At 66.2% G+C, this 15038-nt stretch carries 16 protein-coding genes; 7 read left to right on the top strand and 9 right to left on the bottom strand.

Annotated features, from left to right (window positions below):
- Positions 1–62 precede the first annotated feature (62 nt).
- The 4 genes from EMQ25_RS09725 (at position 63) to EMQ25_RS09710 (ending at position 5529) form a co-directional block, all read left to right on the top strand.
- On the top strand, positions 63–623 hold the full coding sequence (locus EMQ25_RS09725; protein WP_127188386.1) for a LemA family protein: 561 nt from the start codon (positions 63–65) through the stop codon (positions 621–623).
- Positions 607–2526 carry a DUF2207 domain-containing protein gene (locus EMQ25_RS09720; protein WP_127188385.1) on the top strand — a complete coding sequence of 640 codons (1920 nt, stop codon included), beginning with the start codon at positions 607–609 and terminating at the stop codon, positions 2524–2526. The genes EMQ25_RS09725 and EMQ25_RS09720 overlap by 17 nt, the downstream gene beginning before the upstream one ends.
- 74 nt (positions 2527–2600) lie before the next feature.
- A complete protein-coding gene (gene glyS / locus EMQ25_RS09715; protein ID WP_127188384.1) occupies positions 2601–4625 on the top strand; it encodes a glycine--tRNA ligase subunit beta in 2025 nt (674 codons plus the stop codon).
- Between the two features lie 88 nt (positions 4626–4713).
- Entirely contained in the window at positions 4714–5529 is an 816-nt protein-coding gene (locus EMQ25_RS09710; RefSeq protein ID WP_127188383.1) for an arginase family protein, read from the top strand.
- A 6-nt stretch (positions 5530–5535) separates the two neighbouring features.
- Here the strand turns inward: EMQ25_RS09710 and rnhA are convergent, their stop codons facing one another.
- The 3 genes from rnhA to ispH are packed head-to-tail and all read right to left on the bottom strand — an operon-like array spanning position 5536 to position 7471.
- On the bottom strand, positions 5536–5991 hold the full coding sequence (gene rnhA, locus EMQ25_RS09705; protein WP_127188382.1) for a ribonuclease HI: 456 nt from the start codon (positions 5989–5991) through the stop codon (positions 5536–5538).
- Positions 5991–6509: a GNAT family N-acetyltransferase gene (locus EMQ25_RS09700; RefSeq protein WP_127188381.1), complete on the bottom strand. Its 519-nt coding sequence runs from the start codon at positions 6507–6509 to the stop codon at positions 5991–5993. The genes rnhA and EMQ25_RS09700 overlap by 1 nt, the downstream gene beginning before the upstream one ends.
- Entirely contained in the window at positions 6506–7471 is a 966-nt protein-coding gene (gene ispH, locus EMQ25_RS09695; RefSeq protein WP_127188380.1) for a 4-hydroxy-3-methylbut-2-enyl diphosphate reductase, read from the bottom strand. The genes EMQ25_RS09700 and ispH overlap by 4 nt, the downstream gene beginning before the upstream one ends.
- Before the next feature lie 101 nt (positions 7472–7572).
- Between ispH and EMQ25_RS09690 the strand changes: the two genes are divergently transcribed.
- The 3 genes from EMQ25_RS09690 (at position 7573) to EMQ25_RS09680 (ending at position 11526) form a co-directional block, all read left to right on the top strand.
- Entirely contained in the window at positions 7573–9846 is a 2274-nt protein-coding gene (locus EMQ25_RS09690; protein ID WP_127188379.1) for a putative PEP-binding protein, read from the top strand.
- Between the two features lie 232 nt (positions 9847–10078).
- Positions 10079–11104: a cell wall hydrolase gene (locus EMQ25_RS18255; RefSeq protein WP_204569964.1), complete on the top strand. Its 1026-nt coding sequence runs from the start codon at positions 10079–10081 to the stop codon at positions 11102–11104.
- A 179-nt stretch (positions 11105–11283) separates the two neighbouring features.
- Entirely contained in the window at positions 11284–11526 is a 243-nt protein-coding gene (locus EMQ25_RS09680; RefSeq protein WP_127188378.1) for a hypothetical protein, read from the top strand.
- 19 nt (positions 11527–11545) lie between these two features.
- Here the strand turns inward: EMQ25_RS09680 and EMQ25_RS09675 are convergent, their stop codons facing one another.
- From EMQ25_RS09675 to EMQ25_RS09650, 6 genes are all read right to left on the bottom strand, one after another.
- Complete coding sequence (locus EMQ25_RS09675; protein WP_127188377.1) at positions 11546–12070, bottom strand: hypothetical protein; 525 nt, start codon at positions 12068–12070, stop codon at positions 11546–11548.
- Positions 12071–12166: 96 nt separating this feature from the next.
- Positions 12167–12781 (bottom strand): HD domain-containing protein, encoded by a 615-nt coding sequence (locus tag EMQ25_RS09670; RefSeq protein WP_127188376.1) that lies wholly within the window; start codon positions 12779–12781, stop codon positions 12167–12169.
- A gap of 58 nt (positions 12782–12839) precedes the next feature.
- A complete protein-coding gene (gene ygfZ, locus EMQ25_RS09665; protein ID WP_127188375.1) occupies positions 12840–13670 on the bottom strand; it encodes a CAF17-like 4Fe-4S cluster assembly/insertion protein YgfZ in 831 nt (276 codons plus the stop codon).
- 74 nt (positions 13671–13744) lie between these two features.
- Positions 13745–14029 (bottom strand): hypothetical protein, encoded by a 285-nt coding sequence (locus EMQ25_RS09660; RefSeq protein WP_127188374.1) that lies wholly within the window; start codon positions 14027–14029, stop codon positions 13745–13747.
- Positions 14030–14136: 107 nt separating this feature from the next.
- On the bottom strand, positions 14137–14538 hold the full coding sequence (locus EMQ25_RS09655; RefSeq protein ID WP_127188373.1) for a TIGR02301 family protein: 402 nt from the start codon (positions 14536–14538) through the stop codon (positions 14137–14139).
- A 56-nt stretch (positions 14539–14594) separates the two neighbouring features.
- On the bottom strand, positions 14595–14999 hold the full coding sequence (locus tag EMQ25_RS09650; protein ID WP_127188372.1) for an NUDIX hydrolase: 405 nt from the start codon (positions 14997–14999) through the stop codon (positions 14595–14597).
- Positions 15000–15038: the final 39 nt, after the last annotated feature.

Raw genomic sequence — 15038 nt, 5'->3', positions numbered from 1 at the left:
TCCCGGCTCCGCGATGCCACTCTCGCTCCCGCATTGAGCCTTGTGCGCGAAGGGGCATCGCCATGGAATGGATCGTCATCCTCATACTGGTCGTGGCCATCGGCGGTTATGTCGTGGTTCTCTACAACGGCCTCGTTCGCAACCGTCAGCTGGTGGCTGAGGGCTGGTCCGGCATCGATGTGCAGCTGAAGCGCCGCACCGACCTCATCCCGAACCTGATGGAGACGGTGAAGGGCTATATGGGCCACGAACGCGAGACGCTCGAGGCTGTAACCCAGGCGCGGGCGGCTGCGCAGGCCGGCGCTGCTGCCGGCCCGGAGGAGCGGGGGCGGCTCGAAGGCATGCTGTCTGGTGCGCTCGGGCGACTGCTTGCGGTGGCCGAGGCCTATCCCGACCTCAAGGCCAACACCAATTTCCTCGATTTCCAGGCCGCCCTGCAGACCATCGAGGATGAAATCCAGATGGCGCGGCGCTACTACAATGGTACGGTGCGCAATCTCAACATCGCCGTCGAATCCTTTCCCTCCAACCTCGTCGCGAACGGGTTCGGGTTCACCAAGGCCGAGTATTTCGAGCTCGAGAACGAGGCGGACAGGGCCGTTCCCAATGTCTCATTCCGCTAGGGCAGGGGGGCTTGCTGCCCGGCTTCTCGCTCTTGTTTTCTGCCTCATCCTCGCCGTCCTGCCCGTCGGTGCGCAGGAGGTCATAAGAAGCTTCGAGGCCGACGTCACCCTGCGGACGGACGGATCGGTGGCGGTGACCGAGACGATAACGGTCAACGCGGCTGGACTGGAAATCCGGCGTGGCATCTTTCGCGATATTCCGACGCTCTTGCAGAACCCGGACGGGTCGCGTCTGAGGTCGGCGATCTTCGTCGAGCGTGTCACGCGGAACGGTCAGGCGGAGCCCTTTGCCGTCGAAACCATTACCAATGGTGCACGCATCCGCATCGGGAGCTCGGAAGTCCTCCTCGATCCCGGCCTGCATCGTTACACGATCAGCTATACGATGAGCCGGATGGCGCGGCGGTTCGCGGATCACGACGAGCTCTACTGGAATGCCACCGGCAATTTCTGGGCCTTTCCGATCGAGGCCGCGGTCGCGACCATCACGCTGCCCGACGGGGCGGTCATCACCGACCTGACCGGGTTTACCGGGCCACAGGGGGCCACCGAGCAGGCCCTGACCATTACTCGTCTCTCCGATACCCGCGCGCAGTTCAGATCTGACCGGACCCTCGGGCCGCAGGAGGGCATGACGGTCGTGGTCGCCCTCGGCAAGGGCGTCCTTTCCGAACCCGAAGGCCTCGACCGGATCGCCTACTACCTCTCCGATCACCGTGACCTGATTCTGCCGCCGATCGCGGTGCTGATCGTGCTGCTCTATTACCTCCTCGCCTGGAGCGCGGTAGGGCGCGATCCGGCGAAGGGCACCATCATCCCCCGTTTCTATGCCCCCAAGGGCTATTCGCCGGCCCTCGTCCACTACATCCACAATTGGGGGTGGAAAAAGAGCGGCTGGACCGCGTTCACCGCCTCGCTCTTCGATCTCGGGGTCAAGGGGCTCGTCGAGATCGACAACCGGGGCAAGACCCTCTCCATCACCCACACCGGCAAGGCGGCCCCGGCCGATCTCCCCCCGGGCCAGCGCGTGCTCGAGGACTTCGTGCGCCGCGAGGGCGTGCTGCGCGTCGACAAGGAAACGGGCAGCAAGATCCACAAAAAGCGCGGCGAGTTCGTCTCCGCCATCGAGGCCGAAAATCGGCAGGTCTACTTCCTCAACAATTACGCCTATGTCGCTCTTGGGCTGGTGCTCTCGCTCGGGGCGATCGTCGTGCTGATCTGGAGCCAGGTGCTCGCGCCGATCTGGCTTTTTGCCGCCTTTGCCGGCGGTATCGGGGTCGCGCTCCTGACCGGCGCGGTAAAGGCCCTTTGGAATGGTTCGGGAATTCGGCGGTTCCTGGCGGTCATCTGGTTCGGCGTCATCATTGCCAATATCGGCGGGGGCCTCCTTGGGCAGGTGCCCGCATTGGAAATCAATACCGCGGCGCTCGCGGCCGGCTCCATCGTCCTCATCAACGTCGTGTTCGCAATCCTCATGCGCGCGCCGACCGTGCAGGGTCGAAAGCGCATGGATGAGATCGAGGGCCTGCGTATGTACCTCGAGACGGCCGAAAAGGAGCGTCTCAATATCTCGGGCGAGCCTCCGATGACCGTCGAGCGCTTCGAGGCTCTTTTGCCCTATGCCATTGCGCTGGAGGTGGAAAAGCCCTGGGCGGAACATTTCGAAGGCGAACTTGCGCGCAATGCGGTTGCTGACGCGCAGCCGGGCTATCGGCCGGTCTGGTATTCGGGCAGCGGTTTCAGCTCGGGCAATCTCTCGCGCACCATCGGTTCAGTCGCGACCGGCGTCAGCGCAGCGATGATCGCGTCGCAACCGGTCTCCGCCTCCTCCTCGGGCTTTTCGGGCGGCGGCGGGGGCTTTTCCGGAGGGGGCGGCGGCGGTGGCGGCGGCGGCGGCTGGTAGCCGGCCCGATCCGCGATGGACAAGACCCTCCACCCTTGCTAGGCAGGCCCGCGCTTCCAACCCTCCGGTTTGCCATGCCAGAACTGCTGCTTGAACTTTTCTCCGAGGAAATCCCGGCACGCTTCCAGCGCCGGGCTGCCGAGGACCTCAAGAAGGCCGTGACCAACGCGCTGGTCGATGCGGGTCTCGTCTATGAGGGCGCCAAGGCCTTCGCCACGCCGCGTCGCCTCGCGCTGACGGTGTCGGGCGTTCCCGCCAGGTCTCCCGATACCCGCGAAGAGCGCAAGGGTCCCCGCGTTGGGGCGCCTGCCCAGGCCGTCGAGGGCTTTCTCAAAGCTGCAGGGCTCGCGTCGATCGAGCAGGCAAGCATCGAGACCGATCCCAAGAAGGGCGAATTCTACGTTGCGCGGGTCGAGAAGCGCGGCGAGGATGCGGTGACGCTCCTGTCCGTTGCCCTGCCGCGCATCCTTGCCGAGTTCCCATGGGCCAAGTCCATGCGCTGGGGATCGGGCAGCTTCTCCTGGGTCCGGCCGCTGCGGGCGGTGACGGCGACCTTCGGCCCCGAGACCGAGGATCCGGTCGTCGTGCCCTTTTCGATCGGCACGCTGCAATCGGGCCGCACCACCTATGGCCACCGCTTCCTCTTCCCCGAGCCCATCACCGTGCGGCGTTTCGACGACTATGTGAGCGCGCTCGACCGCGCCCATGTGATCCTCGATCTCGACCGCCGCAAGCAGGTGATCGAGGCCGAGGCCGAGCATCTCGCGTTTGCCCGGGGGCTGACGGTCATTGCAGATGCCGGCCTCCTCGAAGAGGTCGCCGGGCTCGTCGAATGGCCCGTCGTCCTCATGGGGAGTTTTGACCCCGCGTTCCTCGGCCTGCCCGAAGAGGTGATCATCGCCACCATCCGCGCAAACCAGAAATGCTTCTGCCTGCGCGATTCCGTTGGCCGGCTGGCGCCCAATTTTATCATCACTGCCAATACGCTGGCCAGCGACGGCGGGGATGCGATCGTCGCCGGCAATGAGCGGGTGGTCCGTGCGCGCCTGTCGGACGCCAAGTTCTTTTACGAAACCGATCTGCAGGCGCCGCTCGAAAGCCGCCTGCCGCGGCTGGGCGAAATGGTCTTTCATGCCAAGCTCGGCACCCAGCACGAGCGCGTCACGCGTCTCGAAACACTCGCTGGCACACTGGCACCGCAGGTGGGCGCCGATCCCGATGCGGCGCGCCGGGCCGCCCGTCTCGCCAAGGCCGATCTCGTCACCCAGATGGTGGGCGAGTTTCCCGAGCTTCAGGGCCTGATGGGGCAGTACTATGCGCGCGCCCAGGGCGAGCCGGATGCGATCGCCAACGCCATCGCCGGCCATTATCGGCCCGTCGGGCCGACGGACACGGTCCCTTCCGAGCCGGTTGCGATCGCGGTGGCGCTCGCCGACAAGCTCGATCTCCTGACCGGCTTCTGGTCGATCGACGAGAAGCCCACGGGCTCGCGCGATCCCTTTGCTCTGCGCCGTGCGGCGCTCGGGGTCATCCGGATCCTCACCGAGAACGCGATCAGGCTGAAGCTCGCGGTCGAGCCAGACCTGCTGGCGTTCTTCCATGACCGGCTCAAGGTGTCGCTCCGCGATGCCGGTGCTCGTCACGATCTCGTCGACGCGGTGATCACTCCGCAAAGCGACGACATGCTTGAGATCACCCAGCGTGTCGAAGCGCTTTCTGGCCTCCTTTCGAGTGAGGACGGCACGAATTTGCTCTCGGGCTATCGCCGGGCGGTCAACATCCTCGTCGCTGAGGAAAAGAAGGACGGCCGTGCCTATGGCGGTCTGGTCGAGACTTCGCTCCTCCATCAGGCCGAGGAGGCGGGTCTGGCCGAAGCGGTTCATGCCGCGGCAACGGCCGTCTCCGATCGCGTTGCTGCCGATGACTATCGCGGCGCGATCGCGGCACTCTCGGCGCTGCGTGACCCGGTAGACCGGTTCTTCGAAGCCGTGCTCGTCAACGACCAGGACGCGGCGGTGCGTGAGAACCGGCTCAACCTTCTCGCTCGTCTGCGCGACACCATGCATCTGGTGGCCGATTTCAGCCGCATCAGCGGCTGATCATCCGGGGGCAGGCGCCGCGGCGTGCCCTCCTTGCCCGCCCCGGCGGGTCTGACCGCATGCTCGCGGCAATCCTTGTGGAGACTCCTTGGCCCAAAAGGTCACCATTCTCGGCGTTCCGTTCGATTCAGATGCCGGTTCCATCCTCCCGACCGGTCTGGCCCAGGCGCCCGAGGCGATCAGGCGCGCCCTGTTCGCCCCTGGCGCCGAAACCAGCGAACTGGGTGTCGCCGTCATTGGCCACCCCGAACTCTCCGACATGGGCGACCTGAAACTCGAGGGCTGGCCGGCCGCGGAGGCGGGTGTAGTCATTCGCGCGTCCGCCGAGGGGCTTGTCGAGAAGGGCCACCGCGTCATGGGTCTCGGCGGCGATCAGTCGGTCTCCTATTCGCTGATCGCAGGCCAGGCGAGTGCCGGCGCCATCGATGTCCTGCATATCGACGCACGCCCCGACATCGAGGCTTCGTCCGACGGCGTATCGCCGGCAGTGTCGGTCTTTTCCCGCCTCATCGAAGAGGGCCTTGTGCGCCATATGGTGCAGGTCGGCCTGCGCGCGCCGAGTGCCGAGCAGTCTCAGCGCATGCAGGAGCTGGGCATTGTCGGCATGCGAATGAAGGATTGGCGTGGCGTTCCCGAGATCGATTTCGGCGGGCGCTTCTACCTCTCGATCGACCTTTCGGGCATCGACCCCGCATGTTGTCCCGGCGTCGTGCGGCCCGAGCCGGGAGGGCTCGGCGTGCGGGACGTCATGTCGCTCATCCATCGGGTGAGGGGAGAGATGGTGGGAGCCGATATCGTCGAATGCGCCACAGCCCGAGACCTTGGAGGGCTCACGGCGCTAACGGCCGCCCGGCTCGCCCGGGAATGTGTCGCACGTCTGCTCGAAGATGTGGTGGAAGGCTAGCGCCTGCTAGACGGCGCGGCGCGCGCTCTTGAACGGCGCCATGCCTTCATTGGCGAGAGCATCTGCGCGCTCGTTCATCGGGTCCCCATTGTGCCCCTTGACCCAGTGCCAGTTGATCGTGTGGCGCTGGACCGCCTCATCGAGCGCCTGCCAGAGCTCGACATTCTTGACCGGCTTCTTGTCCGCAGTCCGCCAGCCATTACGCTTCCAGCCATGGATCCAGCTATTTAGGCCGTTCTTGACGTACTGGCTGTCGGTGTGCAGTTCGATGGTGCAGGGCCGGGACAGCTTGTTCAGCGCCTCTATGGCGGCGGTAAGCTCCATGCGATTATTAGTCGTCATGGGTTCGCCGCCCTTGAGCTCCATGATTTTCGCACCGTATTGCAGGACCGCGCCCCATCCACCAGGGCCCGGATTGCCCGAGCAGGCTCCATCGGTATGAATGATCACCGGGCCTGCCATCAGACGGCCTTGCGCAACACGTGGAACTGGCACTCCATGCCGTTGTCCACAGCGACCTTGGTCGGCTCCATGCCGATGGAGCGGAGGATTTTGAGCGATGCGGCGTTCCGCACATCGGCAAAGCCGATGAAGTGAGTCCAGTCAGTTTCGCGGAAAAGCCAGTCGCGCAGGCCCTCGGCGGCTTCCCGCGCGTAGCCCGCCCCCCGATACTCCGGGTAGAGCGCGTAGCCGATCTCCGGTTCGCCCGTCGGCGGATAAAGGGAGTAGCCCGCCCGCCCTACGAGCGCGCCGTCGGATTTGCGGATGACCCGCAGCTTGCCCATGCGATGATTGGCGAACTCGTCCATCCAGACTGCCAGCCGGCTTTCGGCCTGCTCGCGCGTCCAGGGCGCGCCGCTCGCCGAGAGATAGCGGGCCGTAGAGGCATCGCCGTGCAGCGCGACGAGGTCGTCGAGCTGGTCTGCGCGCCAGCCGGTGAGGATGAGGCGCTCCGTTTCCAGTACCTTGAGATCGGTCATGCGGCTGGGACTGTCCGCAATTCGCGGGGGACGTTGAAAGCGATGTTCTCGACCGCCGTCACTTTCGCCGAAACCTTGATGGCAAAGCGCTCGGCGAAGGCTTCGATCACCTCGTCGACGAGGCGTTCGGGGGCGGAAGCCCCGGCGCTGATACCGAGCCGCTTGATGCCTTCGAAAAGGCTCCAGTCGATATCGGCGGCACGATCATATAGATAGGCGCGCGGACAACCGGCACGCTGGGCGACCTCGACGAGACGGACCGAGTTCGAAGAGGTGGGCGAACCCACGACGATCATCGCATCGACCTCCCGCGCCACCTGCTTGACCGCCTCCTGACGATTGGTCGTGGCGTAGCAGATATCCTCCTTGTGCGGCCCGCGAATGGCCGGAAACCGGCGCTTGAGCACTGCGACGATCTCGGCAGTATCATCGACCGAAAGCGTCGTCTGGGTCACAAAAGCGAGCGCCTCCGGATTGCGCGGCGTGAAGCGCTCTGCATCATCGATGTCCTCGACGAGGCTGATTGCGCCCTCTGGCAGCTGCCCGATCGTGCCGATCACTTCGGGGTGTCCGGCATGGCCGATCAGGACGATGTCCTGGCCTTCCTCGAAATGACGCTGGGCTTCCACATGGACCTTCGAGACGAGCGGGCAGGTTGCGTCGAGAAAGAACATCTCGCGCGCCCTCGCGTCGGCAGGGACGCTCTTGGGCACGCCATGGGCCGAAAAGACCACCGGAGCTTCGGTGCCGGCCGGAATTTCCTCGAGCTCCTCTACGAAAACTGCGCCTTTGTCCCGCAGTCCGTCGACGACATATTTGTTGTGCACGATGGCGTGGCGCACATAGACCGGCGCGCCATATTTCTCGAGCGCCAGTTCGACGATCTGGATGGCGCGATCCACGCCGGCGCAGAAGCCGCGCGGCGCGCACAGGGTGATGTCAAGTTGCGGCCTTGTTTGCATAGGAAATCAGATGCTTTCTCACGGGCGGCAAGTCAAGTCTTGTTGCGGCAGCGGGAGGCTGCGGGCAATATGGCCGGACCGTCCAGACAAAGGCAATTCTCTTGACCCTCGCCCAGCAGATGTTTGCCCTCGCGCCCGCAATCGGGCAGGCGAACCTGTCGGCGGGGCAGGAAGAGCTGCTCGTCGGCAAGGCTTTCTGGCTCCACGAGGCCAGCAGGCAGGGCTTTGGTGTCGTCCCGACGATCTGCCTTACCCGCGCGGCGTGGGACGGCCTGCAGGCCGAGCGGGGCGGGCGCGAGCGGAAGCTGCGCACGCACTGGGTCGCGACGCTCTTCAAGCTGGTGGGGCGGCACGCCGAACCACCCGGGCTCGTCGTCCGAACGTCCGCGGCGAACCGCTCGCCCGGGCTGATGCCGGCGCGGACTGGCCTTCCCGCGCCACGAAACGAAGCGGAATCGGTCGATCCCGCCCGACCGCTCGCGCGTGCGATCTCGGAGGCCTTTGCCTCCTACGGCCCTGCTGACGCCCAGGCGCCCGGGCGCCAGATCGTCATCGTGCAGGCCCATCAACGCGAGACCCTGCGCGGCTTTGTGACCCGCGATCCGCAGACCGGCGTCCTTGGTCCGATCCCTATGGGTCAGCGGGCCGGCTCGGCGCTGCCGGCTTCCATGGCCCCGCTGATCGCCTGGCTCGACGGCGTCGCGGGCGGGCATATGACCGGTCTCGTCAGTCTCGAGGGAGACGCCGTGCGGCTCGTTTCCGTGCGGCCAAGCGCGGCAAGCGCGGCGGCCGAGCTCGAGGCTGCGGTCGATCGCGTCAGCCGGGGCAGCTGGACGCGGATGGAGGCTGTGCGCCGCACCGATCCGGCGCGGCTTCCGCAGCTTCTCCACCCGCGCCTGAAGTCCGACCACGCCGCCGACCCGATCGCGCAGGGGCTTGGCGTGTCGCCCGGCGCGGCGAGCGGCGTCATTGTCTTTACCGCCGAGGATGCCGCCCGGATGCGGGCGCGCGGGCGGCACTGCATCCTCGTCGTGACCGAAACCGGCCCCACCGATATCGATGGCATGAAGGCCGCGACCGGCATTCTGACGGCCCGCGGCGGCATGACGAGTCACGCTGCGGTGGTCGCGCGAATCACCGGAAAGCCCTGTGTGGCGGGGGTTCGCACGCTTTCGGTCAACCTTGGCGAGATGATCTGCCGGATCGGGGATAAGGAATTTCACGTCGGCGACCGGCTGACGATCGATGGCACGGATGGTACGGTTTATCTCGGGGCCATGGGGCTCAGCCAGCCCCATATCGGCGGGGCGATGTCCACCCTGCTCGGCTGGTCCGATGCGAGCCGAACGATCGCCGTCCGGACTAACGTGGAAACGGTCGACGCAGCGCGGACCGCGCTCAGTTTCGGCGCCGAGGGGATCGGGCTAGCGCGTTCAGAACACATGTTCTTTTCGCGCGAGCGCATGGTGGCGCTGCGCCGCATGATCCTGTCCGAAGACGAGGAGCAGCGGGCCGCGGCGCTGCGCGGGCTCGTCGACTTCCAGACGGGCGACTATGCCGACATCTTCGCGACCATGCGCGGGCGGCCGGTAACGGTGCGATTGTTTGATCCGCCGCTGCACGAATTCCTGCCCCGAACCGACGAGGACATCGAGGAAACCGCTGTTTCCCTTGGGTTTTCCGTTCGCGCGCTGCGGCAGCGGCTCGAGCGGCTGGCCGAAGTCAACCCGATGCTGGGCCATCGCGGCTGCCGGCTCGCGATCACCTATCCCGAGATTCTCGAGATGCAGATGCAGGCGCTGATGTCCGGCATAAGGGCGGCGAGCCGGGCCCAAGCGGAGCCAGTGCGGCTCGAGGTGATGGTGCCGTTCGTCTCGACGGCGAGCGAGGTTCTGTTCATCCGGGAGCGGGTGATGGCGATCCTCGAGGCAGCGGATATCCCCGCCGAATCCCGGGAAGCGTTCGCGTTCGGGACCATGATCGAGCTGCCGCGCGCGGCGCTCCGGGCCGGCGAAATAGCGCGGTCCGTAGACTTTTTCTCGTTCGGAACCAACGACTTGACACAGACGACGTTTGGCATATCGCGCGACGATGCGCCGACCTTCCTCGCGCCTTACCAGCGCAAGGGGATCTATGAGTACGACCCCTTCGTCACGCTCGACGAGCGGGGTGTGGGGGAGCTGATTGCGATCGCGATCGAGCGCGGAAAGGCCGCAAATCCGGGGCTGAAGATCGGTATTTGCGGCGAGCATGCGGGCGATCCGGCATCGCTGAAATTCCTTGCGGGGCTCGGGATCGACTATGTGAGCTGCTCGCCCTACCGGGTGCCCGTGGCGCGGCTGACGCTGGCGCAGGCTACGCAGAACCCCACATAAAATTTGCTCGAAATTGCCATTCCTGCACCGGAATTCGCACTTCGCGAGGGCTCAATTGCACTGTTTACCCTCCGCTAACCCTAACGCCGCATAATCTCCCTCATCGGCATTTTAGACACGGCAGCACCATCGTCGTGGTCGAGAGAGGTGGTGTGCGTTCGGGCCCGAGGGTCTGGCGCATGCCTGCGTCAACCTCGTCGTCGTTGCGTTGAGTCAGTAGTAAAGCGTTTTCATGGCCCAGAACCGGACCATGCGGGCCCCTGCGGCCCGCCCAGAGCATCGTGCCTTGAAGGCTCTGGCGGCAGTCCTCTGCACCGTCATCGGGTATGCGGCCCTCGTCGGTCCGGCCATGGGGCCGGCCGGCGAGGAACCGGCCGAGATGATGGCGGCCCTGCCGATCGTTTCGGCGAGCCTCACCCGTGTGGGCGAGGACCTGACGATCACCGGTTCGATCGATCACATGTTTGCCGCCAATGCCTTTGTCGGGCCCAACCGGGCCGACAAGCGCGACCGGCCGCGCGTGGTGCCGGACGTGCTGACGGTGGCGCGGAGCTTCGAGGACGTGCGGGTGCGGCTCGCGGCGCTGAGGACGAGCACGGCGGGCGAGGCGACCCGGGTTGCGGGCGACGCCGTTCGTCCCGCCGATCGGGGCGCGGTCGCCGACAGCACGGTGCAGGTTGCGGCGCTGACGCCGGGCGTCGGCGCATCGGCCGCGCTCGAAGCGATCGACGGCGTTTCCGGATCGGGCGTCCCGACCCCGCGCATGGCGTCCGAGCAGATCGCCTATGCCCGCGCCAACCAGCCGATGACCGATTTCGATCTCACCTTCAACGGCAAGAAGGTTTCCGACCGCGAGCTCTGGTGCCTTGCCACCGCGATCTATTTCGAGGCGCGCGGCGAAAGCTATCGCGGCCAGATCGGGGTGTCGCAGGTGGTGCTCAACCGGGTGAAGCATCACCTCTATCCGAGCACGATCTGCGGGGTCGTGTTCCAGAACCAGCATCGGCGCAATGCCTGCCAGTTCTCGTTTGCCTGCGACGGTATCCCCGACCGGGTGAACGACCAGCGCGCCTGGGCCCAGGCCGAGGAAATCGCGCGCGGCACGGTCAATGCGAGCCTTTATCTGACCGAAGTCGCCGACAGCACGCATTACCATGCGACCTATGTCAGCCCGACCTGGGCGCGGCGCATGGACAAGGTGACCCAGATCGGGCTCCACATCTTCTACAAGTTCAAGAGCGGCTGGCGCTTCGGCTAGACGGGCACGTCCCGGGCGTCGGTGCGGATTTGTCCTGATTGGCAATCGTCCGGATGCCGATCACAATTAAAAAAGTCGTCTTGTCAGCGTCGCGTCAGTATGGTGAGCCTCGTGCAGGGGGACTGCGCATGCACCAGACGTACACTCGACTTCAAGGACACAGGGTGCCGGAAAATGAGGTGGTCGTTTTCCTTTCGGAGGAGGACGAGGGTGTGCGCGGGGTCGTGGTGTGGCGGAGCAGCACCGGCTTCAGCAATATGACCACCGAGCCGCTTCCGGTCTACAGGTCTTTCCTTCGTGCTCATCTCGTCGCGCAGCGCTTCGGGCTGAGCCGCGTGCTCGTTTCGCTCGAGGACAGGGCGCTCTGGCAGCCCCGCTGGGGCGTGCTGCTGGAGGAAGGCGCAGCCCAGGCGGCCGAATAGGGTCTTGGCCGCCTTGGGCTCAGACGCAGGTCAAAAGCGTCGGGGTCGAGAGGCAGCGGCTGTCTTCGGTGACGACGAGGCGACTGCCGGGCCCGACGCGGACGGTGAGCACCGAGCGGGCACCCGGACCGGTGCGCACGAGCCAGCGACCATCCTCGAGATAGCGGACGAAGCCGGTATAGCCCGGCCGTGTGACGGTGACGCCCGGATAGCGGGTGTGGGGCGAAGTGACGGCATCGCTCGAATAGGTGCCGGTAGGGGTCGTCGCGACGACGATTTCGGTGATCCGCCCATAGGCGATCTTGCGGACGATTCTTGAGGCAATGGGTTCGTTCGACACCGTGCCGTCGAAGCGGATGACGGTGCCGTCGTCCTCGTAGTGCACGAACCCGTCGAGACTCGGAGAGGGCGTCAATATGCCGGCGGCACGGGTGACGAGGCGTTCGAAATCATAGTCGGCCGCATGCAGGCCGCTCGCGCCGAGCGCTGCAAAGATCAGCGCCAGCGCCATGGGCGCGCGCCGGGACCGGTCCGGAACCCTCATGGCATCCTCCATTCCGTCACGCCGCATTAAGAGTTTATCAACCATGCCAGCGGGCCGGTCAATTTGCGGACGGGCGAAGGGTTAATCGGTGCGGTTTCAGACCGAGAGGGCCGAGAAGAGCTCTTCAAAGGCTGCAAGGAAGCGATCATGCGCCTCGCGCGCGGGCCAGGGGCGGATCAGCCGCTCAAACTGGTCGAGATCGAAGGCGGGAAGGCTGGGCTCGCCGAAGAGCTTGCGCGCCTCATCGGCTTCGAAGCCGGCAAGATGAACCGCCTCGAAGAAGGCGGCCTCGCGGTCGGCCCGCTTGATCTGCCGGGCGAGCGCCATCGAGGGTTTGGCGGGCAGAGCGAAGCGGATGTGGATAGCACCGAGCAGGCGCTGCTCGACCTCGCGATAATTGCCGCCCATGGCCGATTTGAAGGGCGAGATGATATCGCCCATGACGTATTCGGGCGCGTCGTGCAAAAGCGCATAAAGGGCATCGCGATCGGTCGCGCCGGGACAGATAGCGAGGAAGATTTCAAGCACGAGCACCGAATGCTGGGCGACCGAGAAGGAATAGTCCCCCTGCGTCTGCCCGTTCCAGCGGGCGACGCGCGCGAGCCCGTGGGCGATGTCGGAGAGTTCCACATCGAGCGGGGAGGGGTCGAGGATGTCGAGCCGGCGGCCCGACAGCATGCGCTGCCAGGCCCGTTCCTTTGCGCGCGCCATGGGCGTCCCTTGTTCTTCTCGCCCTCCGCCAATGGCGGCGGGCACAATCATCCAAGGGCTATTCGGTCTCGGCCGATTCGCCAAACCGATAGCTCGCCCATGAGGGCAGGTGGAGGCGCGCGGGCGCCGAGCCGGCGGTGACGGCTTCAGGATCGACGACGCGGTCGAGCCGGATGATCGCAAGGGCAGTGCCATCGGCGATGGTGCCGACGCGTCCCGCCTCGCGCCCGCCCGCGACCACGGGATCCTTGGGGGTGAGGCCCGAGGCCTCGACGATGACCGGGCGCCGCCGCGCGGTGCCGCGATGCTTCATGCGCGAAACGACCTCCTGGCCGACATAGCAGCCCTTGGAAAAATCGATGCCGTCGAGAAGGTCCATGCCCAGATCGTGCGGGAACTGGCTGTCGGGGAGGAAGTCGGGCCCCATCTCGGCGATTGCGGCAGCCACGCGCCGGGCGTGCCATGGCGCCTCGTCCGTGCTCCAGTCTTCGGCGAGGGCGCCGGGCGCGATGACGCGCCAGCCGAGTCCGCCGGCACGGGGGTCTTCATGGGCGACGAGCCCCTCTGCGGGCGTCGGCGCTTCGGCCTGCCAGCCGACGCGATGGGTTTCCCGCAGATCCTCGATCTCCACTTTGGCGCGGAGTCGGTACATCTTCATGCGCTTGAAGAAGGCATCGGCGGCATCCGCCGCGACGTCGAGGAGATAGGCCTCGCCATCGACGCCGATGAGGCCCTCGGCCTGGATCTTGCCCTGGGGCGAGAGGAGCGCCCACCAGCGCGCCGGCCCGGGCTCGGGGGCGACGAAGCCGGTGATGACGTCAGCGAGCAGGCGCGTGGCATCGGGGCCGGAAAAGCGGAAGGCGGCGCGCCCGGAGCGCAGGATGGTCATGGGCAATCCTCAAGCCTCGTGGAGGTGACCCAAGAGATGGCGCAGGCGCGCCCGATCTTCAACCGGCCGGGCGGTTATTGCAGGGTGCGCCCCACGGTATATTCACCCGCGCGGATGCGGTCGGCGAGCTTTTCGGCAAAGCTCGCCGTCTGGTCCTCGCCATGGCCTTCGACGAGCGTCGCCAGCGCGGCAAAGAGCGCGGCATGGGCCAGGGCCTGGCCATCGACGCCGTCATCCTCGGCATCGTTCCAGGCTTCGGCGAGATATTCGAGCGCGATGCGGCGTGCCTCGCTCTCGGCTTCGGTTTCGGCATCCTGGCCGGTGAGCCGGTCGGGGCTGGCAAAGGGCGATCTGATCATTCTCATGGCTCTGGCCTAACATGGGTCCGGCGAGGCCTCCCGCCAGAAGTAAGCGCAAGGTTAACACGGCGGAGGGATTTGCGACGAAAGCGAGGCGGGGCAGGGCCTTACTCGGCGTAGCGGGTGTGGATATCGCGGGCGGTGCGCTCGGCTTCGACGAGCAGCCGGGTCAGGGCCTCCTCTGCCGACAGCGTGCACGCCCGGTAGAGGCGCGCATAGGCGGAGTAACCCGCATTGAAGGCACCAGCAAGGCGCTCGCGCCGGTCGTCATCGGGCAGGTCCGCTTCGATGAGCTCGGCGGCCTGCTGGCGCCAGTCTTCGCCGCCCGGCTGGCAGAGGGGCTGGAGGAAATAGAGGCTGCCCATGATCTCGGCGAGCCGTTCCATCTGCCCCTGATAGGGCGGATCGACCGCGCGCGCCCCGCCCGCGGGCAGAAGCCCGAGGAGGAGGGCGATGCCGAGGATCCGGAGACCCGGCAGGAGCGGCGATCTGTGCGGTCGATTGGCCATGGGCCATCACTAGTGGAGAGGAGGGCGGGGGCGCAAGCGGCGTCGCAGCATCGTGCTCAACGCCGGTCGAACAGGCCGAAGGCGCGTTCGAGCACGAGATCGAGCCGGCTCGTGGTCCTCAGCGCACCGAGCGCCTCGGGGCGCACCCATTGCCACGCGGCGATCTCGGTTGAGGGGACGATCTCGCCCTCGAACCCCTCGGTGGCAAAGACCGCGAGCCGCCAGCTGCCGCTGCGGCTTTCGAGGGACTGGACCATGACCTGCCGGAGGGCGAAGGCACGCAGGCCGGTCTCCTCCTCGACCTCGCGCCGCGCGCAGTCCTCGGCGCTCTCGCCAGGCTCGCAGCGGCCGCCGGGCAGTGTCCAGAGGCCCTTATAGGGGGCGAAGGCGCGCTCGATCAGCAGCACGCGGCCGCGATCGATGAGCGCGACGCTCGCGGCATTGGGCGGGGGCAGGTCCATTGTGGGTGGGCTCCGTTCGGCCTATTTCATAGCAAGCCT

The organism is Arsenicitalea aurantiaca, from assembly GCF_003994485.1.
In the GTDB taxonomy this organism is placed as follows: Bacteria; Pseudomonadota; Alphaproteobacteria; order Rhizobiales; family Devosiaceae; genus Arsenicitalea; species Arsenicitalea aurantiaca.
This window is presented reverse-complemented; position numbering and strand designations above follow the sequence as displayed.